Here is a 26212-nt window from a genome sequence, read left to right on the forward strand (position 1 = left end):
TTTTTAATGAATAAGTACCTAAATATATTAGCATTTTTGGTGTTCGGTATTTCTGGCGCAACGCAAGCTTACGAGTGTAAATTCTACGCGGGCACGGACGATGTATTGATTATGTCTCCGGGTACGCAGCCTGTCATCACCCCTTTGCCAGTCGGCACGGTAACCACCCCAACACAGATCAGCACCACTATTATTATGGAGACAACACCGACATTGAGATCGCACTGCGCAGGCGGTGATGATGGCGCAGATGTTTACCAGTCAACCTATAATACCATGCTGGAAGGGGAAATAGATGGCAAAGCCATGTTTCGCACCAACATCCCAGGGATTTACTACACGCTGGCGTTTTTTCCAGATGGCAATGGCGTAACGGCATGGTTTCCTCCAAGCCCGAACGCATTTTATAGAACAGGTATTGTCGGTTATGATTATGACATGCTCCAGGAGAAAAACTGGCATGTTCGTATGGAGTTTTGGCAGACAAACGGGTTTACCGGTGTGCCAGTTGATGAGAATTTCCTGACCGCAAACAGCGGACCAATCGGTCAAATTGTTGTCGGCGACCCTGATGAACTCAAGAAGGACGATCACCCGCGTTCGCATGTGAGTATGTCTCAGATGTCATTCAACATTCCGTTAAACCGGCCAACCTGTGCTATGCGTGCACCTGCTACTGTCGATCTTGGTGATTGGTTCGTAGGAGATGTTGAACATGGCAATACAACGCCTGTCGAGTTTAAAATTTCAGGGACATGTTCAAATACAACCCAGGTTTGGGCTGTAGCGACTTCCACGCACGTTACCGCAGACAAAAGTTATTTCACGAACTCGGTTGGCGGGGGAGGCGTTGTTGCTGCAGAAGGGGTGGGTGTAAAACTGGCACAACCCTACCACTACTCTCATCTGAAAGCAGATTTTAAGACCTTGATTTCGCATTCAGAAATGGCGGGCGATCCAGTTTACTTTGTTGACGCCCCCTTCACTGCCCAGGTGGTCAAAATCGGTAGCGACCCGGTTACCGTGGGAGCATTTGGTTCCAACATCACCTTCCAGATCACTTACGAATAATCTACCCCTGCGGCTGATTGCTGATCAGCCGCGACATGGTCTCCAGCGAATCCGTTCTTAAGATATACAGACGTTTCAGTAAGAACGGATTATCCCCCGGCTTCACCTTCCCTTTCACCGTCGTCACCGCCAGATGAAAACCGGCATCATTCGCCGCCTTTATCGCTTTATTGTCATAGCCGCCAAACGGATACGAAAGATACAGCACACGCGGGTTGAACTGCGCCAGCGCGCGGCGAGAACGCTCAAAATCAAACAGGATCACGTGATAGCTGCGGCTCAGTAAGATCGGATGTTTATACCCGTCCACGCGATGCAGGAAGTGAGTATGCGACTGAATGTCGAACACGTCCTGGATGCCCTTAATTTCCTGAACGCTCATAAACTGCAGCGATTTCGGGTCCCACTTTTGCGGGTGGCCTTTAATACGCGAGGAAATGATAAACGCCGTCGCGTTGAAGCCGTACTCTTTCAAGACAGGATACGCGTAGCGGCTCACCGACTTCAGGCCGTCGTCAAAGGTAATCACCACCGCCTTCGCGGGCAGGTTCATCTTATTACGCACGTATCCTTCCAGCTGGTACATCGTCAGCGTGGTGTAACCCTGATCGCGAAGCCAGGTCATCTGGTTGCTGAACGCGCGCACGCTGGTGGTGGTGGAGGTATGACGAAAACGGGTGTTCTCTTCATCACGCAGAATATGGTGGTAGGTCAGAACCGGAATGCCATTATCTTCCTGCGCATCCAGGCTGCTAATCCAGGCCAGGCGGTTGCCGATGCGGATCTGATACCAGGTCTGATTCAGACGGTCTTTAAGTTTGTTCAGAATGGGATAACGCAGGTTGGCGCTAAGGATGCCAAAGGGCGCGCTTCCGCTGCTGGGCGCGTTATAGACGGGCGTATCTTTCCAGGTGATGAGGTTCTGGTTACTGAGCGGCTTGTTCAGGTCGCCCAGGCTGTCCTCTACGCGCTGCTTGCCCTGCACTTTCTCCAGATGCTCTTTATCAATAAACCCCGTGCCGAACCCGAAGCGAAATTCGTAATAATCCGCCGCGGCCGGAAAGACCGCGAGGATCTGCCCGGCGCGGATATTGCCCACGTTAACTACGGAGTTACCCACCTGAGACCAGATAGCAGCATCCTCAGTCGTTTGCATATATTGAGCAGGAAGTCTCTGCTGGCTTAACAGGCTGGCAGACGCCCCGCCGGAAACCAGCAGCAAAAGGATAAAGATAACGCGCATGAACATAGGATATAAATCGACACGGGAAATCAGTCGCCATTGTAGCAAAAGCGACATCAATACCAATGTTTAATGCTTATACAGATCGTGAAGCAGAACGAAAGGCGGGTTCTTCTGCTGCTGGTGCCACAGGCTGCTCACGCCCGGCGCGCCCTGCGCCACAATGGCGTGACGAAACTCAGCGCTGCTTAACGTAGCGCGCAGTGGATACATGGCTTCGAGTAGAGGCAGGCTGATACCCGAGATAACTTCACAGTTATCGTGCTTGTGGCTCATTAACGCCGCGGAACGGTAAGGTGCCGCCCCTGACCTGTCGGTGAGAAATATCACGCCATTACCGGTGTCCGTTTCATGCAGGGCATCGCACATCATCCGGCTGAGCATATTGGTGCTTAGCCCGCGCCAGTAGTTAACCGCGCGGCATTGCACCAGCGGACCAAATCTGGCTTCAAGCTTATCCAGTATTTCCTGTGCCTGTTCATCGTGGCAGGTGATAACCCATCCCAGCATAACTTTCTCCTTAGCAGGCAAGTAGTTTAGCGGAGTGAAGGTTAGCTTTCGGTGATAACTGTCAAAGAAAGTGCCCGGCAAACAGAACGTCGCCGGGCAGAAGGCTAGCTACGCAACCCGCGCCCGCGCTGGATCAAATACCAGCACAGCAGGTAGAAGGCGATGATAAACACCACCAGCACCGCCACCGTGGTAAACAGCGGCACATCGGTGATGCCGAGGAAGCCAAAGCGGAAGCCGCTGATCATGTAGACAATCGGGTTCAGGTGCGACAGCGCCTGCCAGAACGGTGGCAGCAGCGTCAGGGAGTAGAACACCCCGCCGAGATAGGTCAGCGGTGTCAGCACGAAGGTCGGGATCAGGCTGATGTCGTCAAACGTCTTAGCAAACACCGCGTTCAGCAATCCAGCCAGCGAGAACAGGATTGCCGTCAGCAGCAGCGTCAGCGCCACGAACAGCCACGAATGCACCTGGAACGGCACGAAGAACAGCGAAATCGCCGTCACCAGGATCCCCACGCACAGACCACGCGCCACGCCGCCACCCACGTAACCGGCAATAATGACGTGCGTCGGCACCGGCGCCACCAGCAACTCTTCAATGTTGCGCTGGAATTTGGCGCTAAAGAACGACGAGGCCACGTTCGCGTAGGCGTTGGTGATCACCGCCATCATGATCAGACCCGGGACGATAAACTGCATATAGGTAAAACCGTGCATCTCACCAATCCGGGAACCAATCAGGTTACCGAAGATGATGAAATAGAGCGTCATGGTGATGACCGGCGGCACCAGGGTTTGCACCCAGATACGCATAAAGCGGTTAATCTCTTTCGCCCAGATACTTTTTAGCGCGACCCAGTAAAGATGCGTCATGCCTTGTCTCCTTGTTTATCGTGCACCAGAGAGACAAACAGCTCTTCCAGTCGGTTCGCTTTGTTACGCATGCTTAAAACCTGAATCCCCTGCGCGCTCAGCTGGGAGAACACGCTGTTGATCCCCTGCTCGCGCAGCACTTCCACTTCCAGCGTCGAGGTATCCACCAGGCGATACTGGTACCCTTCCAGCTTTGGCAGCGCGCTTTTTGCCGCCAAATCGAGAATGAAGGTTTCGGATTTCAGCTTAGAGAGCAGGTTCTTCATTGAGGTGTTTTCCACCAGCTCGCCGTGCTGAATAATGCCGATGTTGCGGCACAGCATTTCCGCCTCTTCAAGGTAGTGGGTGGTCAGAATGATGGTGGTGCCTTTGTCGTTGAGATCCTTCAGGAAGCCCCACATGGAACGACGCAGTTCGATATCCACGCCCGCGGTCGGTTCATCGAGGATCAGCAGCTTCGGCTCATGCATCAGCGCGCGGGCAATCATCAGGCGGCGCTTCATCCCGCCGGACAACATGCGCGCACGTTCGTTACGCTTTTCCCACAGATCGAGCTGTTTCAGGTACTTTTCGCTACGCTCAAGCGCCTCTTTACGCTCGACGCCGTAATACCCCGCCTGGTTAACAACGATCTGCTGCACCGTCTCAAACGGGTTAAAGTTGAACTCCTGCGGCACCAGCCCCAGCTGGCGCTTGGCGTTGACCACATCTTTTTGCAGATCGTATCCGAACACGCTGACGCGGCCGGAGGATTTGTTCACCAGCGAGCTGATGATCCCGATGGTGGTGGATTTCCCCGCTCCATTCGGCCCCAGAAGCGCGTAAAAATCCCCGGCCTCTACTTTTAGATCTATCCCGCGTAGCGCCTGAACGCCACCCGGATAGGTTTTTTTAAGCTGCTCAAGCTCCAGTGCAATTGCCATGAATTTAACTTACCTTCAGTTCTTACACACGTTGTGTGGTTTCATTAAAAGTCGGGTTACCCTATAGTAGCGCAACGCAATTACTCGGTTACAGGTCGCTAACCTCCATGAACAACATAGATACACTCATCAGCAACAATGCACTATGGTCAAAAATGCTGGTGGAGGAAGACCCCGGATTTTTTGGAAAACTCGCACAGGCACAGAACCCGCGCTTTCTCTGGATTGGTTGTTCCGACAGCCGCGTACCTGCCGAGCGCCTGACCGGCCTCGAACCCGGCGAACTGTTTGTTCACCGTAACGTCGCCAACCTGGTGATTCACACCGACCTCAACTGCCTTTCAGTGGTTCAGTATGCCGTTGACGTTCTGGAAGTCGAGCACATCATTATTTGCGGCCACTACGGCTGCGGCGGCGTGCAGGCGGCGGTTGAAAACCCGGAGCTGGGTTTAATTGATAACTGGCTTCTGCACATCCGCGATATCTGGTTCAAACATAGCTCACTGCTGGGTGAAATGCCGCAGGAGCGCCGCATGGATACCCTGTGCGAGCTGAACGTGATGGAGCAGGTGTATAACCTTGGGCATTCAACCATCATGCAGTCGGCGTGGAAGCGCGGGCAGAAGGTTTCTATCCACGGCTGGGCGTATGGTATTCATGATGGCCTGCTGCGCAATCTGGAAGTGACCGCCACCAACCGCGAAACGCTGGAGCAGCGTTACCGTTCGGGGATTGCCAACCTCAAGCTTAAGCATGTGAATCATAAATAAACAAAGCCGGGGGTTTTCACCCTCTCCCTGTGGGAGAGGGCTGGAGTGGGGGCATCAGCCCGCAATTACTCGTCCAGAATAACAACCTTCCCAACATACGGCAGATGACGATAGCGCTGCGCGTAGTCAATGCCGTAACCCACCACGAATTCGTCCGGGATGGAGAAGCCCACGAACTCAACCGGCACCTGCACTTCACGACGCTCCGGTTTATCCAGCAGCGTACAAATCGCCAGTGATTTTGGCTCGCGCAGGCTCAGGATCTCGCGCACTTTTGAAAGGGTGTTGCCGGAGTCGATGATGTCCTCAACGATCAGCACATCTTTGCCACGAATATCTTCATCCAGATCTTTCAGGATTTTCACATCACGGGTTGTGGACATGCCGCTGCCGTAGCTGGAGGCGGTCATAAAATCGACCTCGTGTGGCACCTGCACTTCACGGCACAGGTCCGCCATGAACATGAAAGAGCCACGCAACAGACCGACCAGCACCATTTCGCTGCCGCTGTCCTTGTAATGTTCGGTGATTTGACGACCCAGTTCGGCGATACGCGCTTTGATCTCGGCTTCCGGGATCATCACTTCAACAGTATGTTTCATATTACTAACCATATGATTTTAATGAAAATCTCTCAATGCAGATGAATTAATCTCCGGCATTGATACGCAAGCCCGCCATTATACCAGTAAATGGATAACCGGGGCGTATGAGTTATAAAAAGCAAATATTGTGATTCCGATCACACTTGTTAATACCTATAATTAGTTGCTAGCAAATTATTAACAAAAACTGACGAGTACACTTTCTATGGCTGAAACAAACTCTAAACAGCCGCGTCTACTGGTGACACTAACAGCGTTATTCGCCGCCTTCTGCGGCTTGTACCTGTTAATCGGTGGCGTCTGGCTGGTCGCGATCGGCGGCTCCTGGTACTACCCGATTGCGGGCCTGGTTATGCTTGGCGTAACCGTCCTGCTCTGGCGTAGAAAACAATCCGCACTGTGGCTGTATGCCGCACTCCTCCTTGCCACGATGATCTGGGGCGTCTGGGAAGTCGGTTTCGACTTCTGGGCACTGACGCCTCGCAGCGATATCCTGGTCTTCTTCGGTATTTGGCTGATCCTGCCGTTCGTCTGGCGTCGCCTGATTGTCCCTTCCAGCGGTGCGGTTGCGGCCCTGCTGGTGGCGTTGTTAATCAGCGGCGGCATTCTGACCTGGGCCGGCTTTAACGATCCGCAGGAGATCAACGGTACGCTGAACGCGGAATCCACGCCTGCTGCGGCTATCTCGCAGGTGGCGGACGGCGACTGGCCAGCGTATGGCCGTAACCAGGAAGGTCAACGTTACTCCCCGCTGAAGCAGATCAACGCCGATAACGTGAAAAACCTGAAGGAAGCCTGGGTATTCCGTACCGGCGACCTGAAAATGCCGAACGATCCGGGCGAGCTGACCAACGAAGTGACGCCAATTAAAGTAGGCGACATGCTTTACCTGTGTACGGCGCACCAGCGTCTTTTCGCGCTCGACGCGGCCACCGGTAAAGAGAAATGGCACTTCGATCCACAGCTGAACTCTAACCCGTCGTTCCAGCACATCACCTGCCGTGGCGTCTCTTACCACGAAGCGCGTGCCGATAATGCCAGCCCGGAAGTCATTGCCGACTGTCCTCGCCGCATTATGCTGCCGGTGAACGATGGCCGTCTGTTCGCCATCAATGCCGAAACGGGCAAGCTGTGCGAAACCTTCGCCAACAAAGGCATCCTGAACCTGCAGACCAACATGCCGGACACCACGCCGGGTCTGTATGAACCAACTTCACCGCCAATCATCACCGATAAAGCCATCGTGATTGCCGGTTCGGTAACGGATAACTTCTCCACGCGCGAAACCTCCGGCGTCATCCGTGGTTTTGACGTGAACACCGGTAAACTGCTGTGGGCCTTCGACCCGGGTGCGAAAGATCCAAACGCGATCCCGTCGGACGAGCACACCTTTACCTTCAACTCGCCGAACTCCTGGGCACCGGCAGCGTATGACGCGAAGCTGGACCTGGTTTACCTGCCGATGGGCGTCACCACGCCGGACATCTGGGGCGGCAACCGCACGCCGGAGCAGGAGCGTTATGCCAGCTCTATCCTGGCGCTGAATGCGACGACCGGTAAACTGGCATGGAGCTACCAGACCGTTCACCACGATCTGTGGGACATGGATATGCCGTCCCAGCCGACGCTGGCGGACATTACCGTTAACGGCAAAACCGTGCCGGTGATTTACGCCCCGGCGAAAACCGGCAACATCTTCGTGCTGGACCGTCGTAACGGCGAGCTGGTTGTGCCTGCACCGGAAAAACCGGTCCCGCAGGGTGCGGCCAAAGGCGACTACGTCACCAAAACGCAGCCGTTCTCTGACCTGAGCTTCCGTCCGAAGAAAGACCTCAGCGGAGCAGACATGTGGGGTGCCACTATGTTTGACCAGCTGGTGTGCCGCGTAATGTTCCATCAACTGCGCTATGAAGGCATCTTCACGCCGCCGTCTGAGCAGGGCACGCTGGTCTTCCCGGGTAACCTGGGGATGTTCGAATGGGGCGGTATCTCCGTTGATCCGAACCGTCAGGTGGCCATCGCTAACCCAATGGCATTGCCGTTCGTTTCCCGTCTGATCCCTCGCGGTCCAGGTAACCCGATGGAGCAGCCGAAAGACGCGAAAGGCAGCGGTACCGAAGCCGGTATCCAGCCACAGTATGGCGTACCGTTTGGCGTAACGCTGAATCCGTTCCTGTCTCCGTTTGGTCTGCCGTGTAAACAGCCGGCCTGGGGTTACATCTCAGGTCTGGATCTGAAAACCAACCAGATCGTCTGGAAAAAACGTATTGGTACGCCACAGGACAGCATGCCGTTCCCGATGCCGGTTCCGGTGCCGTTCAATATGGGTATGCCGATGCTGGGTGGCCCAATCTCCACCGCCGGTAACGTGCTGTTCATCGCGGCAACCGCAGATAACTACCTGCGCGCGTACAACATGACCAACGGTGAGAAACTGTGGCAAGGCCGTCTGCCAGCCGGTGGACAGGCAACGCCGATGACCTATGAAGTGAATGGCAAGCAGTACGTTGTCATCTCTGCGGGTGGTCACGGTTCGTTTGGTACGAAGATGGGCGACTATATTGTCGCGTATGCGTTGCCGGACGACGCAAAATAAAAGCAAAACGGCAACGAAAGTTGCCGTATTTAGCAATGCAGGCCGGGTAAGGCGAAGCCTCCACCCGGCTTTTTTTATACGGTAAAACCGAGCATCATCCCCGTATCTTCATGCTCTAGCAGATGACAGTGCGCCATATAGGCAAACTCCTTCGGTGCCTCATGGTCGAACTTTACCAGCACCTCGCTGACACCGCCTTCCACTCTCACCGTATCTTTCCAGCCTGCTCGATGCGCTTCCGGCGCTTTACCGTTCTCAGACAGAATGCGGAACTGCGTGCCGTGGATATGGAACGGGTGCAGCATCATGTCGCCTTCGCCGGAGATCACCCAGCGCTCAAACTGTCCCTTCGTGGCGGCAAACATCGGCGTATTCATATCAAACGCTTTGCCGTTGATCATGTTGGCGTTGTGGAAATCAAACCCGTGACCGCCGTGATTCATGTTCCCCATGCCGCCCATTTTGCCGTGGTCCATATTCATATGGCCCATCATCTGACCGTGGTGCATCCCCGTCATGGCCTGATTACCGTACTTCTTCATCAGCGCCTGCATGCCCATCATGTCGAGCATCGGGTCCATGGAAAGCTGGAGTTTGCGCTGCGTAAGCCCGTCAAGAGACGGGAGTGCTGGCAGCGCGGCTAAGGTATCCGGCAGCGTACCGGAGGCGGTAATCAGCAGCGGCTGAATGCGCAGCACCGGATGCGGCTTATCAAACGGCGCCACCGCCATCCCCATCTGGCTGACCGGCAGGGTCACCAGGTCAAACGGCTTGCCGTCGCTGATATCCACCAGCACTTCGAAGCGTTCGCCCATCAGCATCGGCAGCTCGCTCACCTTCACCGGCTCCGGCAGCAGGCCGCCGTCGCTCGCTACTACGTAAAGCGGGCGCTTATCGCTGGCGGCAAAATTCAGAGAACGCGCGTTACAGCCGTTAAGCAGGCGCAGGCGCAGCCAGCCCTTCGGGGCCGCGTGCTGCGGGTAAATGGCACCGTTGGTGAGTAGCGTATCGCCAAACCAGCCGACCGCCGCGCTCATTACGTCGAGCTGATAGTCAATTTGCCCGTCGGCGGTAAATTTTTTGTCCTGCACAATCACCGGCACGTCGTCGATGCCCCACTGTTTCGGCAGGCGCAGCAGGCGACTTTCATCGTCTTCAATCAGCACCAGCCCCGCCAGCCCCATCGCTACCTGATGGCCCGTTTTGCCGTGCTGATGCGGATGGAACCAGCAGGTCGCCGCACGCTGATCCGGCGTAAAAGTGACGCTGCGCGTACCACCGGCCTTGATGACGCCCTGCGGTCCGCCGTCCACCTCGCCCGGCACTTCCAGCCCGTGCCAGTGCAGGGTCGTCTCCTCGGCGAGCGTGTTGTGGATATCCACCGTCACCGCTTTCCCTTTGCGTAACTGAAGCGCCGGGCCGAGCAAATTGCCGTTATAGCCCCAGGTGGTGGCGTTGTGCCCGCCGAATGTCGTTTTACCGGCCTGAACAACGAGCTGAATACGGCTACGGGCGTCTGCGGTCAGTAAGTCAGGGATGGGTAAGGCAGGCCTGTCAGCCGCGAAAACGGCGCGGCTCCAGAGTGGTAATGCGCTGGCAGCCCCCAGCGCAGCGGAATACTTTAAAAAATCACGACGTTGCATGTTCATTTCCTTATTTCCAGCCGGCGATCTTTTGAGCATAAACCCTCCCCTTACCGGAAGGTCAAGCACGGCGGCAATAATAAAGATCGTCGCACTGGCATCAAGTATGCTAACGTTAATTTTCCGTGAAGAAGTGGTAGAAGCAATGAAGACGTTTTTCAGGACAATTTTGTTCGGTAGCCTGATGGCAATGTGTGCGAACAGCTATGCGCTCAGTGAAAATGAAGCGGAAGATATGGCCGATTTAACGGCGGTTTTTGTATTCCTGAAAAATGATTGTGGCTACCAGAATTTACCCAACGGGCAAATTCGCCGCGCGCTGGTCTTTTTTGCCCAGCAAAACCAGTGGGACCTCAGCAACTACGACAGCTTTGACATGAAGGCGCTCGGTGAAGACAGCTACCGTGACTTGAGCGGTATTGGCATTCCCACGGCTAAAAAATGCAAAGCGCTGGCTCGCGATTCACTCAGCCTGCTCGCCTACGTTAAATAATCTTCCCGACGCCCCCTGTTAAACCTATAACCGTGCAACCACGGTTATAGTTAGCTATCATGTTTCGCTCATTTTTTGTGAGTGTTACGGATGTTAACAAAGGAGGAGTCCGCGTATGGCCGACCACACGTTGTGGCATGAAACACTGCATGACCAGTTTGGTCAGTACTTTGCCGTTGATAACGTGCTCTATCATGAGAAAACCGATCACCAGGATCTGATCATCTTCGAAAACGCCGCCTTTGGCCGCGTCATGGCGCTGGACGGTGTGGTGCAAACCACCGAGCGGGATGAGTTTATCTATCATGAGATGATGACCCACGTCCCGCTGCTGGCCCATGGACACGCGAAGCATGTTCTGATTATCGGCGGCGGCGACGGCGCAATGCTGCGTGAAGTTTCCCGCCATCAGTCCATTGAAACCATCACCATGGTGGAAATCGATGCGGGCGTGGTCTCTTTCTGCCGCCAGTACCTGCCCAACCACAATGCCGGTAGCTATGACGATCCGCGCTTCAAGCTGGTCATTGACGACGGCGTTAACTTCGTTAATCAAACCACGCAAACCTTTGACGTGATTATCTCCGACTGTACCGACCCTATCGGCCCGGGCGCGTCGCTGTTTACCTCTTCGTTCTACGAAGGCTGCAAACGTTGCCTGAACCCTGGCGGCATTTTTGTGGCACAAAACGGCGTCTGCTTCCTGCAGCAGGATGAAGCCCTCGACAGCCATCGTAAGCTGAGCACCTATTTCGGCGACGTCAGCTTCTATCAGGCGGCCATTCCGACGTACTACGGCGGGATCATGACCTTTGCCTGGGCGACGGATAACGACGTGCTGCGTCATCTCTCCACCGAAATTATCCAGGCCCGCTTCCATCAGGCCGGGCTCACGTGCCGCTACTACAATCCGGCTATTCATACCGCAGCGTTTGCTTTACCGCAGTACCTGCAAGACGCATTATCCACTAAGGGGGTGAGCTAATTGAAAAAGCTTAAACTGCATGGCTTTAACAACCTGACCAAAAGCCTGAGTTTTTGTATTTACGATATCTGCTATGCCAAAACAGCGGAAGAACGCGATGGTTACATCGCCTATATCGATGAACTCTACAACGCCAACCGTCTGACCGAGATCCTGTCAGAAACCTGCTCGATTATTGGTGCCAATATCCTGAACATCGCCCGACAGGATTATGAGCCTCAGGGCGCCAGCGTGACCATTCTGGTCAGCGAAGAGCCGGTCGACCCGCAGCTTATCGACAAAACCGAACACCCGGGCCCGCTGCCGGAAGTGGTCGTCGCCCATCTGGATAAAAGCCATATCTGCGTTCACACCTACCCGGAAAGCCACCCCGAAGGCGGGCTGTGTACCTTCCGCGCGGATATTGAAGTGTCGACCTGCGGCGTGATTTCACCGCTGAACGCGCTGAACTATTTAATCCACCAGCTGGAATCCGACATCGTCACCATTGACTATCGCGTGCGTGGTTTTACACGCGATATCAACGGCATGAAGCACTTCATCGACCACGAGATCAACTCCATCCAGAACTTCATGTCCGAGGACATGAAATCGCTGTACGACATGATGGACGTGAACGTGTATCAGGAAAACATCTTCCATACCAAGATGATGCTTAAAGAGTTCGACCTTAAGCACTACATGTTCCACACCAGGCCGGAAGATTTGAGCGAAGAAGAGCGTAAGGTCATTACCGACCTGCTCTGGAAAGAGATGCGCGAAATCTACTACGGCCGCAATATTCCGACCGTGTAAGTGTTGCCCGGAGCAGGGACGCTTCGGGGAGTTACTTCTGTTTCATAAACTCACGGTAGGCATTCACTACCTGCAGGAAGTCTTCCACGCCGCACAGCGACAGGCTCTCTTCGTCGTAGTAGCTCATCCCCTCTTCCATCTCGTCACCTGAAAACTCGAGCTGGTTGGCACGCACCATGACCTCTTCGCCATCCATCCACAGCGTGTATTCATGCCCGGCACGTTGCCAGGAGCGTTCACTGCCTTTCACCGTATTTGCCGCCTGTTCGACTTCATCCAGCAGCGCGAGATTCTCTTTCACCTCTTCGTTAAACCAGTGTCCAACGGCTTCATGCCCCATCGACATGCGCACTTTCACCACGCCGGTGATATCGCGCAAAAATTCGTAATCCATAGCGTTTTCCTCTGCAAAGCCATTAGGGTAATTATCGCAGCAGAGAGAAAGAAAAAAAGCGGGAGAGGCAGGAGGAATGAAAATAAAAAAAGAATCACCCCTCACCCTAACCCTCTCCCCAAAGGGGAGAGGGAACTGGATTCCCCTCGCCCCTTTGGGGAGAGGGGCTGGGGGTGAGGGGGCGTTTTTTATACCGCCGTCTGGAAGATAACCCCGTCGGCCTTCTCGGTGTACTGAGAGAGCTGGTCGAAGTTCAGATAGCGATAGGTATCTACCGCGGTCTTATCCACCTGAGCCACAAAGGTCTGGTACTCTTCCGGCGTTGGCAGTTTGCCGATCAGCGCCGCAACCGCCGCCAGCTCCGCAGAGGCCAGGTAGACGTTCGCACCGGTACCTAAACGGTTCGGGAAGTTACGGGTTGAGGTGGAGACCACCGTCGCACCGTCAGCCACGCGCGCCTGGTTGCCCATACACAGGGAACAGCCAGGGATTTCGATACGCGCACCGCTCTTACCAAACACGCTGTAGTAACCCTCTTCGGTCAGCTGCGCTGCATCCATACGGGTTGGCGGCGCCACCCACAGGCGGGTCGGCAGCTGGCCTTTGTGAGTATCCAGCAGTTTACCGGCAGCACGGAAGTGGCCGATGTTGGTCATACAGGAACCGATGAACACTTCATCGATCTTATCACCCTGCACGTCAGACAGCAGACGCGCATCGTCCGGATCGTTCGGCGCACACAGGATTGGCTCTTTGATATCCGCCAGATCGATGTCGATCACCGCCGCGTACTCTGCGTCTGCGTCAGCTTCCAGCAGCTGCGGATCCGCCAGCCATTTTTCCATGCCCTGAATACGACGCTCCAGCGTACGACGATCGCCGTAGCCTTCCGCAATCATCCACTTCAGCAGCACGATGTTGGAGGTCAGATACTCAATAATCGGCTCTTTGTTCAGCTTGATGGTACAGCCCGCCGCAGAACGCTCGGCGGAGGCATCGGTCAGCTCGAACGCCTGCTCCACTTTTAGATCCGGCAGACCTTCAATTTCCAGAATGCGGCCAGAGAAGATGTTTTTCTTCCCTTTCTTCTCAACGGTCAGCAGACCCTGTTTAATCGCATACAGCGGGATCGCGTGAACCAGGTCGCGAAGGGTGATGCCCGGCTGCATTTTGCCTTTGAAGCGCACCAGCACCGATTCCGGCATATCCAGCGGCATTACGCCGGTCGCGGCAGCAAATGCCACCAGACCGGAGCCCGCCGGGAAGGAGATACCAATTGGGAAACGGGTATGGGAGTCACCGCCGGTACCCACGGTATCGGGCAGCAGCATGCGGTTCAGCCAGGAGTGGATAACGCCGTCTCCCGGACGCAAAGATACGCCGCCGCGGTTCATGATGAAGTCTGGCAGCGTGTGGTGCGTGGTGACGTCAACCGGCTTCGGATACGCCGCCGTGTGACAGAAGGACTGCATCACCAGGTCAGACGAGAAGCCCAGGCATGCCAGATCTTTCAGTTCGTCACGGGTCATTGGACCTGTGGTGTCCTGAGAACCCACGGAGGTCATCTTTGGTTCGCAGTACGCGCCAGGACGGATACCGGCTACGCCGCACGCGCGACCGACCATTTTCTGTGCCAGCGAGAAGCCGCGGTTGCTTTCGGCCACATCTTTCGCGTGACGGAAAACGTCGGAGTGCGGCAGACCCAGCGCTTCACGCGCTTTGGTGGTCAGGCCGCGGCCGATGATCAGCGGAATACGGCCACCGGCACGCACTTCGTCGATCAGCACGTCGGTTTTCAGCTCGAAGCTTGCCAGCAGTTCATTGGTTTCGTGGTTGCGCACTTCGCCTTTATACGGGTAAACGTCAATGACGTCGCCCATGTTCAGGTTGCTCACATCCACTTCAATTGGCAGCGCGCCCGCATCTTCCATGGTGTTGAAGAAGATTGGCGCAATTTTTCCACCGAGGCACAGACCGCCGCCGCGCTTGTTCGGCACGTGCGGAATGTCGTCGCCCATGAACCACAGCACGGAGTTGGTGGCGGATTTACGGGAAGAGCCGGTGCCGACAACGTCACCGACATAAGCCAGCGGGAAACCTTTCTTCTGAAGCGCTTCGATCTGTTTGATCGGGCCAACAGCGCCTGGCTGATCAGGCTCAATGCCTTCACGGGCGTTTTTCAGCATCGCCAGGGCGTGCAGTGGGATATCCGGGCGAGACCACGCGTCCGGTGCCGGAGAGAGGTCGTCGGTGTTGGTTTCACCGGTCACCTTAAAGACGGTCACCGTGATTTTTTCAGCCAGAGCTGGACGGTTCAGGAACCATTCGGCATCAGCCCAGGACTGCATCACCTGCTTCGCATAGACGTTGCCCGCTTTGGCTTTATCTTCTACGTCGTAGAAGTTATCGAACATCAGCAGCGTGGAAGAGAGCGCTTTAGCAGCAATTGGTGCCAGCTTGTCGTTATCCAGCGCGTCAATCAGCGGATGAATGTTGTAACCACCCTGCATGGTGCCGAGCAGTTCAATGGCTTTTTCAGGAGTAACCAGTGGGGAGGTGGCTTCGCCCTTGGCGATAGCAGCAAGGAATCCGGCTTTTACGTAGGCAGCTTCATCTACGCCAGGCGGTACGCGGTTGATCAACAGATCTAACAGGAATTCTTCTTCGCCCTTAGGCGGGTTCTTCAGCAGCTCGACGAGCGCGGCCATTTGGGTTGCATCTAAAGGTTTGGGTACAATTCCCTCGGCGGCACGTTCTGCTACGTGCTTACGGTATTCTTCTAGCACGACGGTTCTCCTCGCTCTCATTGTCATATGCGGCGGGCGTTCTCTTCACGCTCCTGTGAGACAGCAGTTTGTAGGGTAAATGCCCGATACCGCGTCGGGCAGCATAGCAGGATTTCTGCACAGTGTTAATCCGTTTACAAAAAAGCAACATTAAAAAATTTGCTGAATCGTTAAGCATGGTATAGCGGGGAGACGAGAGGAATTTTGGGTACAAAAAAACCGCCTGGTAGCGGTTTATTTGTTGCCTTACGGTGGTAGCACACCGGGCTGGCAGATTTGCGGCAATGCACTCGGCATGAATAATGCTCCTGAGTATGCAGATCCGCAAGCACCTATTTTGTGTTTACGAGCCGCCATCCAGTTTCGAATGTAAAAGGATGAAACTGCATTCCACCTCTTCTCAGGCCATTTCGGCTGTAATACTGTTGCCCCCGGTCTGCTTCGCTGGTGTAGCAACCAGTCACCGGGCCCGGAAGCAGTTCCGCAACCTACGCGGCAATGTACTCATTTGCCTGGTTCTGCCTTTCCCGGTGAAGAAGGAACCCGCGTAGCCTGTACAGGAACGCACGCAATGGAGATGCGAATCACTGCGCTGATCGTTGTGACCGGTTTACTGCTTACCGCACTGCACGGTGGCTGGAATATTTCCGACATCACGGTGCTGTTTGTCGTCAACCTCGGCAACTAGCTGCTGGCCGCTCGTAAGAGCGGCCTTCTGAATTCCCTGCGGTTTTTCCCGCATCGCATATAATTGTGTAATAAATACTCACACTCTTTATCCGGACGTACCAGACGCTTCCCAATAAAAGTCAAAACAGTAAAAGACGGGTGAATAATACTCACGCCAACCGTAACGCCTCACGGCACAGCGCTTGTCTCGTTGGAGTCATTTTATGAAGTTGCCCTTTAAGCCACATCTGCTTGTCCTTCTGTGCAGTGCCGGGCTGTTTGCCGCCTCAGGCGTCATGTTTGTCAAAGGCCGCGCAACGGAGCCCGCTGCGCCAGCCACCGTCGCACAACAACCGGCTGCACCGGTGCCTGCCGCAGCCCAGCCCGCCCCTGTCGCTGCGCCAACCTACACTGCGGCGCAAATCGATCAATGGGTTGCGCCCATCGCGCTCTACCCGGATGCCCTGCTGTCGCAGATTTTAATGGCGTCAACCTACCCGTCTAACGTTATCCAGGCAGCGCAGTGGTCCAAAGACAACCCTAAAATGGAGGGAGACGCCGCGATTCAGGCCGTTGCCAGCCAGCCGTGGGATCCCAGCGTAAAATCGCTGGTCGCGTTCCCTCAGCTGATGTCCCTGATGGGTGAAAACCCGCCATGGGTACAAAATTTGGGTGATGCGTTTCTCGCACAGCCGAAAGACGTGATGGATTCCGTTCAACGCCTGCGCGCGCTGGCACAGAAGACCGGCGCCTTACAATCGACGCCTCAGCAGACGGTCACCACCGTGACAAAACCGGCATCGGCCAAAACCAGCACCACCGAGGCAACGACAACCGCAGCAACAACGCCCGCACCGGCCCCAACGGTGATCAAAATAGAATCTGCCGATCCGCAGGTCGTTTACGTCCCCACCTACAACCCCAATACGGTTTACGGGACCTGGCCAAACACCGCCTATCCGCCCACCTACCTCCCCCCCTCACCCGGGGAGCAGTTTGGCAACAGCTTCGTAAACGGTTTAGGTTTCAGCCTGGGCGTCGCCACCACCTATGCCATCTTCAGCAATATCGACTGGGATGATGACGATGACTGGGATCATCATCATGACGACTGGGATAATCACGGCGGCTATAACCGCAACGGTGATAACAACATCAATATTAACGTTGAGAACTTCAATAAGATCAGTGGCCAGCGACTGACGGACGCCAACCGTACCTGGCAGCACAACCCGGCCTATCGTGAAGGTGTGCCCTACCCGACTAACCAGCTCAACACGCGCTTCCACTCCACTAACACAGCTACAGGGCTCAGTTCAACGCAGCAAAAACCGGTTAATCGTGATAGCCAGCGTCAGGCTGCCCTTAGTCAGATGGAGAAATCCACGGGCAAAACGTTCCCCCAAACGGCGCTTCCAGGAAGTAAAGATGTGCAGCGTCAGGCTTCGGCCGAACAGCTGAAGCAGATTTCTCAGCGCAATAACTACCGTGGCTATGACACCAAACCGCAAACGGCGAAGCGGACCACTACGCAGCAGCGAGAAAACCGCCAGACCGCCGCGCAAAGACAAGAGAAACGGATTTCCCAGCCTGCACAGCAACGCGCGCACCAGCAGCGAAGCAGCCAGCCCCGTGCCAATGCGCTGAGCGGCAACGACAGCCGCTCCGCGAACTGGCAGGCGCAGCAGCAGCGCGGTGCGCAAAGCCGGCAGCTCGCTACTCGTCAACATCAGCCGCGCCAGTTCTCTGGCGAACGCGCTGAACGCCGTGAATTCCGTCATCGTTAAGGAAGCCGACATGAAACGTAACTTACTCAGTGGAATGGTGTTGTTCATGGTCTCGGCGGCCGTCATGGCGCAGCAGTCGTTCAGCTCGCCAGAACAGGCGACCAATGCGCTGGCAAGCGCCATCAGAGAGCAAAACGAAAGCGCCATGAACAACCTGCTCGGTGAAAACTGGCGCGATTTTCTGCCACCTGAAGGCGTTGATCCTGATGCGGTCGATCGCTTCCTGCGCGACTGGAAAGTCCGTCATAACACCGTTGTCGAAGGGGATACGGCGCATCTTGTAGTCGGCGACAGCGGCTGGCAGCTTCCCATTCCGGTAATCAAAACCGCCTCCGGCTGGCAATTTGACATCAAAGAAGGGGCCGAGGAGATCCTGACCCGCGAAATTGGGCGTAACGAGCTTGCCGCCATTGAAGCCCTGCATGCCTACGTGGATGCCCAGCAAAGCTATTTTGCGATGAACCAGAAATACGCGCAGAAGATTGTCAGCTCTGAAGGGAAGAAAGACGGTCTGTACTGGCCCGTTTCGCCTGGCGAAGCGCCAAGCCCGCTTGGTCCGTCATTCAGTCCGAAAGAGCCGGGTGCGGGATACCATGGCTATCGCTTCCGCATCCTGCCGGATAACAACGGTTTTGCGATGGTGGCCTGGCCGGTCAGCTATGGTCAAACGGGCGTAATGAGCTTCGTGATAAACCAGGATGATAAAGTGTATCAATCAGACCTGGGCAGCGATTCGGCGCAGAAAGCGCAGGCTCTCGCCGTTTACCATCCGGATAAAACCTGGCAACCAGTCACCCCCTGAACGCGGCGCATAAAAAAAAGCGGCCTCAGGCCGCTTTTTTCATCTGAAGAAACTTATTTCTTCTTCGCTTTCGCGTTTGGCAGGTCGGTGATGCTGCCTTCAAACACTTCAGCCGCCAGGCCCACAGACTCATGCAGAGTTGGGTGAGCGTGGATGGTCAGCGCGATGTCTTCCGCGTCACAGCCCATTTCGATAGCCAGACCGATTTCACCCAGCAGCTCGCCGCCGTTGGTACCGACAATTGCACCACCGATTACGCGGTGAGTCTCTTTGTCGAAGATCAGCTTGGTCATACCGTCTGCGCAGTCGGATGCGATAGCACGGCCAGAAGCAGCCCACGGGAAGGTGGCGGTTTCGTAGCTGATGCCTTTCTCTTTCGCTTCTTTCTCTGTCAGACCGACCCATGCCACTTCTGGCTCGGTGTAGGCGATAGATGGGATCACCTTCGGATCGAAGTAGTGCTTCATGCCGGCGATAACTTCAGCGGCAACGTGACCTTCGTGAACACCTTTGTGCGCCAGCATTGGCTGACCGACGATATCGCCGATAGCAAAGATGTGAGGCACGTTAGTGCGCAGCTGTTTGTCAACGCGGATAAAGCCACGGTCATCCACTTCCACGCCAGCTTTGCCCGCGTCGAGGTTTTTACCGTTCGGCACACGGCCGATAGCCACCAGCACGGCGTCGTAACGCTGTGGTTCGGATGGGGCTTTTTTGCCTTCCATGGAAACGTAAATACCGTCTTCTTTCGCTTCAACGGCAGTCACTTTGGTTTCCAGCATCAGGTTGAACTTCTTGCTGATGCGCTTGGTGAAGACTTTAACGATGTCTTTGTCGGCAGCCGGGATAACCTGGTCGAACATTTCAACCACGTCAATGTCTGAACCCAGCGCATGGTACACGGTACCCATTTCCAGACCGATGATACCGCCGCCCATAACCAGCAGACGCTCAGGAACGGTTTTCAGTTCCAGGGCATCGGTGGAATCCCACACGCGTGGATCTTCATGCGGAATGAATGGCAGTTCGATTGGGCGAGAGCCTGCCGCGATGATCGCGTTGTCGAAGTTGATCACGGTTTTGCCGTTTTCGCCTTCCACTTCCAGGGTGTTCGCACCGGTGAATTTACCCAGACCGTTGACCACTTTCACTTTACGGCCTTTGGCCATACCCGCCAGACCGCCGGTCAGCTGAGTGATAACTTTCTCTTTCCAGGTACGAATTTTGTCGATATCGGTTTTCGGCTCGCCGAAGACGATACCGTGTTCAGCCAGCGCTTTGGCTTCTTCGATAACTTTCGCTACGTGCAGCAGCGCTTTAGAAGGGATACAGCCGACGTTCAGACAAACACCGCCGAGGGTGCTGTAACGTTCTACGATGACGGTTTCCAGACCTAAATCCGCTGCGCGAAATGCTGCGGAGTAACCTGCCGGGCCTGCCCCAAGTACTACGACCTGAGTTTTGATTTCTGTGCTCATCATGACCTCTTAATGTATACCCGTCGTCCACCGGGTCGTTCTATCCGCCCGTATTTTACAAAATTGTTAACAATTTTGAAACAACAAACGGCTCACGAATTATCGCTTTCACCAATAACCTCAAAAGCCCCATGAGGTTATCAGAAAAAAGCCGGCCGATTGGCCGGCTTTTCGATTACATCACCAGGCGGCGAATGTCGCTCAGGGTGTTGTTGATGATGGTGATGAAACGCGCACCATCAGCCCCGTCGATCACGCGGTGGTCGAAGGACAGAGAGATTGGCATCATCAGACGCGGCACGAACTCTTTGCCATTCCACACCGGCTCCATCGCGGACTTGGACACACCGAGGATAGCCACTTCCGGCGCGTTAACAATCGGCGCGAAGTGGGTGGTACCCAGGCCGCCGATGCTGGAGATAGTGAAGCAGCCGCCCTGCATTTCGCCGGCAGTCAGCTTACCATCACGCGCTTTTTTGGAGATGGTGGTCAGTTCACGGGACAGCTCAGTGATGCTCTTCTTGTTCACGTCTTTGAAGACCGGAACAACCAGACCATTTGGCGTATCAACCGCAACACCGATGTTGATGTATTTCTTCAGCGTCAGCTTCTGGCCGTCTTCGGACAGAGAGCTGTTGAAGCGTGGCATCTGCTCCAGGGCAGCGGCAACGGCTTTCATGATGAAGACCACTGGGGTGAATTTCACGTCCAGTTTGCGCTTCTCAGCTTCGGCGTTCTGCTGTTTACGGAACGCTTCCAGATCGGTGATATCGGTTTTGTCGAAGTGCGTAACGTGCGGGATCATCACCCAGTTACGGCTCAGGTTCGCACCAGAGATTTTCTGGATACGGCCCAGCTCCACTTCTTCGATTTCGCCGAACTTGCTGAAGTCCACTTTCGGCCATGGCAGCATACCCGGGATACCGCCGCCAGCGGCTGCAGCTGGTGCAGCTTCGGCGCGTTTCACCGCATCTTTCACGTAAGCCTGAACGTCTTCGCGCAGGATACGACCCTTACGGCCGGTTCCTTTCACTTTCGCCAGGTTCACACCGAACTCGCGCGCCAGGCGACGAATCAGCGGAGTTGCGTGGACGTAAGCGTCGTTTTCAGCGAACTCAGATTTGCCTTCCGCTTTCGCAGCAGGGGCAGCAGCTGGTTTAGCAGCCTGAGCCGGTGCAGCAGCCGGTGCCGGAGCAGCAGCGGCAGCCGGAGCGGCGGCAGGTGCAGCGCCTTCCACTTCGAAGACCATGATCAGAGAGCCGGTAGACACTTTGTCGCCGGTGCTGATTTTGATCTCTTTAACGGTACCGGCGAACGGCGCTGGCACTTCCATAGAAGCTTTGTCGCCTTCAACGGTGATCAGTGACTGTTCAGCGGCAACTTTGTCGCCCACTTTTACCATCACTTCGGTCACTTCAACTTCGTCACCGCCGATGTCCGGAACGTTAACGTCTTTCGCGCCGCCAGCCGCCGCTGGTGCAGCAGCCTGAGCTGGCGCAGCGGCCTGTGCAGGCGCGGCAGCTGGGGCAGCACCCGCCACTTCGAAGACCATGATAAGCGACCCGGTAGACACTTTGTCACCAGTGTTGATCTTGATCTCTTTAACGGTACCGGCGAACGGCGCTGGCACTTCCATAGAGGCTTTGTCGCCTTCTACGGTGATCAGTGACTGCTCAGCCGCAACGGTGTCGCCCACTTTCACCAGGATTTCGGTGACTTCAACTTCGTCACCGCCGATGTCAGGCACGTTAACTTCTTTCGCTGCCGCGGCCGCTGCTGGAGCAGCAGCAGGAGCGGCTTCTTTCTTCTCTTCCTGCGCAGGTGCAGCAGCTGCTGCACCGTCGGCGGAATCGAAAATCATGATCAGTTTGCCAGTCTCGGTTTTATCGCCAACAGAGACTTTGATCTCTTTAACGATGCCAGCCTGAGGAGACGGGACTTCCATAGAGGCTTTATCGCCTTCTACGGTGATCAGCGACTGTTCAGCTTCAACTTTGTCGCCTACTTTGACCAGGATCTCGGTGATTTCAACTTCATCAGCCCCGATGTCCGGTACATTGATTTCGATAGCCATTATTCTTTTACCTCTTACGCCAGACGCGGGTTAACTTTTTCTGCATCGATGTTGAATTTGGTAATTGCGTCCGCAACCACTTTCTTATCGATTTCGCCACGTTTAGCCAGTTCGCCCAGTGCTGCTACAACCACGTAAGAAGCATCAACTTCGAAGTGGTGACGCAGGTTTTCGCGGCTGTCAGAACGACCGAAGCCGTCAGTACCCAGTACGCGATAATCATCCGCTGGAACGTAAGTACGAACCTGCTCAGCGAACAGTTTCATATAGTCAGTAGACGCCACCGCTGGTGCATCGTTCATCACCTGAGCGATGTACGGAACGCGTGGAGTTTCCATTGGGTGCAGCATGTTCCAGCGCTCACAATCCTGGCCATCACGCGCCAGCTCAGTGAAGGAGGTCACAGAGTACACGTCGGAACCCACACCGTAGTCTTTCGCCAGGATCTGCGCTGCTTCACGGACGTGACGCAGGATAGAACCGGAGCCCAGCAGCTGAACTTTACCTTTGCTACCTTCAACGGTTTCGAGTTTGTAGATACCTTTACGGATACCTTCCTCGGCACCTGCTGGCATTGCCGGCATGTGGTAGTTTTCGTTCAGGGTGGTGATGTAGTAGTAAATGTTCTCTTGCGCTTCACCGTACATGCGCTGCAGACCGTCATGCATGATGACTGCCACTTCGTACGCATAAGACGGATCGTAAGAGATACAGTTAGGAATAGTCAGAGACTGAATGTGGCTGTGACCATCTTCGTGCTGCAGACCTTCACCGTTCAGGGTCGTACGACCAGAAGTACCACCGATCAGGAAGCCGCGAGCCTGCTGGTCGCCTGCCTGCCAGCACAGGTCACCGATACGCTGGAACCCGAACATGGAGTAGTAGATGTAGAACGGGATCATCGGCAGGTTGTTGGTGCTGTATGAAGTCGCAGCAGCCAGCCAGGATGCGCCTGCGCCCAGCTCGTTGATACCTTCCTGCAGAATCTGACCTTTCTCGTCTTCTTTGTAGTATGCAACCTGCTCACGGTCCTGCGGGGTGTACTGCTGGCCGTTCGGGCTGTAAATACCGATCTGACGGAACAGACCTTCCATACCGAAAGTACGCGCTTCGTCAGCGATGATTGGAACCAGACGATCTTTGATCGACTTGTTCTTCAGCATCACGTTCAGGGCACGAACGAAAGCGATAGTGGTAGAGATCTCTTTGTTCTGCTCTTCCAGCAACTGAGAGAAGTCTTCCAGCGCTGGCAGTTCCAGCTTCTCGGTGAAGTTAGGCTGACGAGCAGGCAGGTAGCCTTTCAGCGCCTGACGACGTTCATGCAGGTACTTGTGCTCTTCAGACCCTTCCGGGAAGGTGATGTAAGACAGGTTTTCTACCTGCTCATCGGTCACTGGAACGTTGAAACGGTCGCGGATATAACGCACGCCGTCCATGTTCATTTTCTTAACCTGGTGAGCGATGTTTTTACCTTCTGCGGTATCACCCATGCCGTAACCTTTGATGGTGTGGGCCAGGATTACAGTCGCTTTACCTTTGGTTTCACGCGCTTTTTTCAGTGCAGCGTAGACTTTCTTCGGATCGTGACCACCGCGGTTCAGGGCCCAGATCTGCTCGTCAGTCCAGTCTGCAACCAGTGCTGCGGTTTCAGGATATTTACCGAAGAAGTGCTCACGAACATAGGCACCGTCTTTGGATTTGAAGGTCTGGTAGTCACCGTCAACGGTTTCGTTCATCAGCTGGATCAGTTTACCGCTGGTGTCTTTACGCAGCAGCTCATCCCAACGACCGCCCCACATGACTTTGATCACGTTCCAGCCAGCACCCGCGAAGATGCCTTCCAGTTCGTTGATGATCTTGCCGTTACCGGTTACCGGACCATCCAGACGCTGCAGGTTACAGTTGATGATGAAGCACAGGTTGTCCAGCTTCTCACGGGTTGCGATGGTGATCGCACCTTTAGATTCTGGCTCATCCATTTCGCCGTCGCCCAGGAAGGCGTAAACGGTCTGCTCGGAGGTGTCTTTCAGACCACGGTGTTCCAGGTACTTCAGGAATTTAGCCTGATAGATCGCACCGATTGGACCCAGACCCATAGATACGGTCGGGAACTGCCAGAATTCAGGCATCAGTTTAGGGTGCGGATAAGAAGACAGACCTTTACCGTGAACTTCCTGACGGAAGTTGTTCATCTGCTCTTCAGTCAGACGGCCTTCAAGGAATGCACGTGCATAGATGCCCGGAGAGATGTGGCCCTGGAAGTACACCAGATCGCCGCCGTCTTTCTCGTTCGCTGCACGGAAGAAGTGGTTGAAGCACACTTCGTAAACGGTTGCAGAAGACTGGAAGGACGCCATGTGGCCACCCAGTTCCAGGTCTTTCTTGGACGCACGCAGAACGGTCATGATGGCGTTCCAGCGGATTGCAGAACGGATACGACGTTCCAGATCCAGATTGCCCGGGTATTCCGGTTCGTCTTCAACGGCAATCGTGTTTACGTAGTTGCTAGCCCCTGCACCTGAAGCAACCTTCACGCCGCCTTTGCGGGCTTCAGAAAGCAGCTGATCAATCAGATACTGAGCGCGCTCAACACCTTCTTCACGGATGACCGATTCGATCGCCTGTAGCCAGTCGCGAGTTTCGATCGGATCCACGTCATTTTGGAGACGTTCTGACATGGGGGTATTCCTTATCTATCTAATACGTTGATTTGTCTGGAACCTGTCCCATTGTGCTCTTGGGCAAGAACACAATAAGACAGGTTCTGCGTTTAGTTGCCGCGCTCTAAAAGTACCTGGCGCTTAATCCTTTCGTTGCTGTATGCGGCGTAATGAACGTTCGCGACGCGATTGTTCACGGCTGCGGTCCAGCAAGATTTCCTCAATGAAAGCCAGATGGCGGTGCGACGCTTCGCGCGCCTGCTCCGGTTCCCCGGCCATTATCGCCTCGAATACTCGGGTGCGATGGTTGCTTACCAGTGGGAGCATCTCCCGACGGGCATACAACAATTCAAAATTCTGACGAACGTTCTGGGCCAGCATCGGCTCCATGCAGCGTAGCAGATGGAGGAGCACTACGTTGTGTGCTGCTTCGGTGACGGCGATTTGATACTGGACAACGGCGCTGGACTCGGCGTCTAAATCGCCGGACTGCTGTGCCCGTTCAATGGCCTGATGCAGTTCGCGGATACGCACGCGATCTTCATCAGTGCTGCGAAGGGCGGCGTAATAGGCCGCAATACCTTCCAGCGCGTGACGGGTCTCAAGCAGGTCAAACTGGGATTCTGGGTGGTCAGAGAGAAGTTCTACCAGCGGATCGCTGAAGCTCTGCCACAGGCTGTTTTGCACAAAGGTTCCGCCGCCCTGGCGACGAAGCAGCAAGCCCTTTGCTTCGAGACGTTGAATCGCCTCACGCAGAGAGGGACGTGAAACGTCGAACTGTTTTGCCAGCTCGCGTTCTGGCGGAAGTTTCTCACCCGGGCGCAGAGTCCCTTCGAGGATTAAAAACTCCAGCTGCTGCTCAATCACATCAGATAGTTTTGGTTGGCGAATTTTGCTGTAGGCCATATTCCCTGTCTTACGCCTTTTTGCCCGGAGTCAATTGGTCTTACCAATTTCTATTTCGTATCGCTAAAGTAACAAAGTATTCACCTTCTGTCCATATTGGTTTTGATTGAAATCAGTAAACCCTGCACATTTTAACAACCTTACAGA

The 26212-nt window shown here is 54.9% G+C and carries 20 protein-coding genes; 8 read left to right on the forward strand and 12 right to left on the reverse strand.

The annotated features are described in order from the left end of the window. Positions 1–6: 6 nt before the first annotated feature. The gene (locus tag D5066_RS11565) at positions 7–1071 is read left to right on the forward strand and encodes a fimbrial protein StkG (protein WP_119916015.1); all 1065 of its coding nucleotides are present in this window, start codon (positions 7–9) and stop codon (positions 1069–1071) included. Position 1072: 1 nt separating this feature from the next. Here D5066_RS11565 and D5066_RS11570 read toward each other — a convergent pair whose 3' ends face one another. From D5066_RS11570 to D5066_RS11585, 4 genes are all read right to left on the reverse strand, one after another. Beyond that, a complete protein-coding gene (locus D5066_RS11570) occupies positions 1073–2320 on the reverse strand; it encodes a polysaccharide deacetylase family protein (RefSeq protein ID WP_119916016.1) in 1248 nt (415 codons plus the stop codon). Positions 2321–2383: 63 nt separating this feature from the next. Beyond that, complete coding sequence (locus D5066_RS11575) at positions 2384–2824, reverse strand: PTS sugar transporter subunit IIA (RefSeq protein WP_119916017.1); 441 nt, start codon at positions 2822–2824, stop codon at positions 2384–2386. A 104-nt stretch (positions 2825–2928) separates the two neighbouring features. After that, complete coding sequence (locus D5066_RS11580; RefSeq protein WP_023334536.1) at positions 2929–3699, reverse strand: ABC transporter permease; 771 nt, start codon at positions 3697–3699, stop codon at positions 2929–2931. After that, complete coding sequence (locus tag D5066_RS11585) at positions 3696–4622, reverse strand: ABC transporter ATP-binding protein (protein WP_119916018.1); 927 nt, start codon at positions 4620–4622, stop codon at positions 3696–3698. The genes D5066_RS11580 and D5066_RS11585 overlap by 4 nt, the downstream gene beginning before the upstream one ends. A 107-nt stretch (positions 4623–4729) precedes the next feature. On the opposite strand from D5066_RS11585, the gene can reads away from it, so the two are divergent. Further along, a complete protein-coding gene (gene can, locus D5066_RS11590; protein WP_013095615.1) occupies positions 4730–5392 on the forward strand; it encodes a carbonate dehydratase in 663 nt (220 codons plus the stop codon). A 65-nt stretch (positions 5393–5457) separates the two neighbouring features. Here the strand turns inward: can and hpt are convergent, their stop codons facing one another. After that, positions 5458–5994, reverse strand: coding sequence for a hypoxanthine phosphoribosyltransferase (gene hpt, locus D5066_RS11595; RefSeq protein ID WP_003856303.1), 537 nt, complete (start codon positions 5992–5994; stop codon positions 5458–5460). 208 nt (positions 5995–6202) lie between these two features. Here hpt and D5066_RS11600 point away from each other — a divergent pair, with 208 nt between their 5' ends. Further along, entirely contained in the window at positions 6203–8593 is a 2391-nt protein-coding gene (locus D5066_RS11600) for a glucose/quinate/shikimate family membrane-bound PQQ-dependent dehydrogenase (RefSeq protein WP_119916019.1), read from the forward strand. A 74-nt stretch (positions 8594–8667) separates the two neighbouring features. On the opposite strand, the gene cueO is transcribed toward D5066_RS11600, so the two are convergent. Then, positions 8668–10236: a multicopper oxidase CueO gene (gene cueO / locus D5066_RS11605; protein WP_119916020.1), complete on the reverse strand. Its 1569-nt coding sequence runs from the start codon at positions 10234–10236 to the stop codon at positions 8668–8670. Positions 10237–10381: 145 nt separating this feature from the next. Between cueO and D5066_RS11610 the strand changes: the two genes are divergently transcribed. The 3 genes from D5066_RS11610 (at position 10382) to speD (ending at position 12509) form a co-directional block, all read left to right on the forward strand. Beyond that, entirely contained in the window at positions 10382–10729 is a 348-nt protein-coding gene (locus D5066_RS11610) for a YacC family pilotin-like protein (protein WP_014882582.1), read from the forward strand. Between the two features lie 115 nt (positions 10730–10844). Continuing rightward, positions 10845–11714 carry a polyamine aminopropyltransferase gene (speE, locus tag D5066_RS11615; RefSeq protein ID WP_119916021.1) on the forward strand — a complete coding sequence of 290 codons (870 nt, stop codon included), beginning with the start codon at positions 10845–10847 and terminating at the stop codon, positions 11712–11714. Beyond that, a complete protein-coding gene (gene speD / locus D5066_RS11620) occupies positions 11715–12509 on the forward strand; it encodes an adenosylmethionine decarboxylase (protein WP_080328665.1) in 795 nt (264 codons plus the stop codon). A 31-nt stretch (positions 12510–12540) separates the two neighbouring features. Here speD and yacL read toward each other — a convergent pair whose 3' ends face one another. Together yacL and acnB are read right to left on the reverse strand one after the other, a co-directional pair. Beyond that, the gene (yacL, locus tag D5066_RS11625; RefSeq protein ID WP_041911228.1) at positions 12541–12903 is read right to left on the reverse strand and encodes a protein YacL; all 363 of its coding nucleotides are present in this window, start codon (positions 12901–12903) and stop codon (positions 12541–12543) included. A gap of 188 nt (positions 12904–13091) precedes the next feature. Further along, on the reverse strand, positions 13092–15689 hold the full coding sequence (gene acnB / locus D5066_RS11630; protein WP_119916022.1) for a bifunctional aconitate hydratase 2/2-methylisocitrate dehydratase: 2598 nt from the start codon (positions 15687–15689) through the stop codon (positions 13092–13094). Positions 15690–16582: 893 nt separating this feature from the next. Here acnB and D5066_RS11635 point away from each other — a divergent pair. Together D5066_RS11635 and D5066_RS11640 are read left to right on the forward strand one after the other, a co-directional pair. Then, positions 16583–18145, forward strand: coding sequence for a DUF3300 domain-containing protein (locus D5066_RS11635; protein WP_119916023.1), 1563 nt, complete (start codon positions 16583–16585; stop codon positions 18143–18145). 10 nt (positions 18146–18155) lie between these two features. Beyond that, positions 18156–18947 carry a DUF2950 family protein gene (locus D5066_RS11640; protein ID WP_119916024.1) on the forward strand — a complete coding sequence of 264 codons (792 nt, stop codon included), beginning with the start codon at positions 18156–18158 and terminating at the stop codon, positions 18945–18947. Positions 18948–19000: 53 nt separating this feature from the next. Here the strand turns inward: D5066_RS11640 and lpdA are convergent, their stop codons facing one another. The 4 genes from lpdA to pdhR all read right to left on the reverse strand — a co-directional run bounded on the left by lpdA (position 19001) and on the right by pdhR (position 26065). After that, complete coding sequence (gene lpdA, locus D5066_RS11645) at positions 19001–20425, reverse strand: dihydrolipoyl dehydrogenase (protein ID WP_080328669.1); 1425 nt, start codon at positions 20423–20425, stop codon at positions 19001–19003. 175 nt (positions 20426–20600) lie between these two features. Then, complete coding sequence (gene aceF / locus D5066_RS11650) at positions 20601–22499, reverse strand: pyruvate dehydrogenase complex dihydrolipoyllysine-residue acetyltransferase (RefSeq protein ID WP_119916025.1); 1899 nt, start codon at positions 22497–22499, stop codon at positions 20601–20603. A 14-nt stretch (positions 22500–22513) separates the two neighbouring features. Next, a complete protein-coding gene (gene aceE, locus D5066_RS11655) occupies positions 22514–25177 on the reverse strand; it encodes a pyruvate dehydrogenase (acetyl-transferring), homodimeric type (RefSeq protein ID WP_080328671.1) in 2664 nt (887 codons plus the stop codon). Positions 25178–25300: 123 nt separating this feature from the next. After that, entirely contained in the window at positions 25301–26065 is a 765-nt protein-coding gene (pdhR, locus tag D5066_RS11660; RefSeq protein WP_006173806.1) for a pyruvate dehydrogenase complex transcriptional repressor PdhR, read from the reverse strand. Between the last annotated feature and the right edge of the window lie 147 nt (positions 26066–26212).

The organism is Enterobacter chuandaensis (assembly GCF_003594915.1).
Lineage (GTDB): Bacteria > Pseudomonadota > Gammaproteobacteria > Enterobacterales > Enterobacteriaceae > Enterobacter > Enterobacter chuandaensis.

Coding starts and splice junctions, on each gene's coding strand:
- cueO (WP_119916020.1), bottom strand. CDS start 10,236: ATGCAACGTCGTGATTTTTTAAAGTATTCCGCTGCGCTGGGGGCTGCC.
- hpt (WP_003856303.1), bottom strand. CDS start 5,994: ATGAAACATACTGTTGAAGTGATGATCCCGGAAGCCGAGATCAAAGCG.
- D5066_RS11585 (WP_119916018.1), bottom strand. CDS start 4,622: ATGGCAATTGCACTGGAGCTTGAGCAGCTTAAAAAAACCTATCCGGGT.
- speE (WP_119916021.1), top strand. CDS start 10,845: ATGGCCGACCACACGTTGTGGCATGAAACACTGCATGACCAGTTTGGT.
- pdhR (WP_006173806.1), bottom strand. CDS start 26,065: ATGGCCTACAGCAAAATTCGCCAACCAAAACTATCTGATGTGATTGAG.
- D5066_RS11570 (WP_119916016.1), bottom strand. CDS start 2,320: ATGTTCATGCGCGTTATCTTTATCCTTTTGCTGCTGGTTTCCGGCGGG.
- D5066_RS11640 (WP_119916024.1), top strand. CDS start 18,156: ATGAAACGTAACTTACTCAGTGGAATGGTGTTGTTCATGGTCTCGGCG.
- D5066_RS11565 (WP_119916015.1), top strand. CDS start 7: ATGAATAAGTACCTAAATATATTAGCATTTTTGGTGTTCGGTATTTCT.
- can (WP_013095615.1), top strand. CDS start 4,730: ATGAACAACATAGATACACTCATCAGCAACAATGCACTATGGTCAAAA.
- D5066_RS11600 (WP_119916019.1), top strand. CDS start 6,203: ATGGCTGAAACAAACTCTAAACAGCCGCGTCTACTGGTGACACTAACA.
- lpdA (WP_080328669.1), bottom strand. CDS start 20,425: ATGAGCACAGAAATCAAAACTCAGGTCGTAGTACTTGGGGCAGGCCCG.
- aceE (WP_080328671.1), bottom strand. CDS start 25,177: ATGTCAGAACGTCTCCAAAATGACGTGGATCCGATCGAAACTCGCGAC.
- D5066_RS11635 (WP_119916023.1), top strand. CDS start 16,583: ATGAAGTTGCCCTTTAAGCCACATCTGCTTGTCCTTCTGTGCAGTGCC.
- D5066_RS11575 (WP_119916017.1), bottom strand. CDS start 2,824: ATGCTGGGATGGGTTATCACCTGCCACGATGAACAGGCACAGGAAATA.
- yacL (WP_041911228.1), bottom strand. CDS start 12,903: ATGGATTACGAATTTTTGCGCGATATCACCGGCGTGGTGAAAGTGCGC.
- aceF (WP_119916025.1), bottom strand. CDS start 22,499: ATGGCTATCGAAATCAATGTACCGGACATCGGGGCTGATGAAGTTGAA.
- D5066_RS11580 (WP_023334536.1), bottom strand. CDS start 3,699: ATGACGCATCTTTACTGGGTCGCGCTAAAAAGTATCTGGGCGAAAGAG.
- D5066_RS11610 (WP_014882582.1), top strand. CDS start 10,382: ATGAAGACGTTTTTCAGGACAATTTTGTTCGGTAGCCTGATGGCAATG.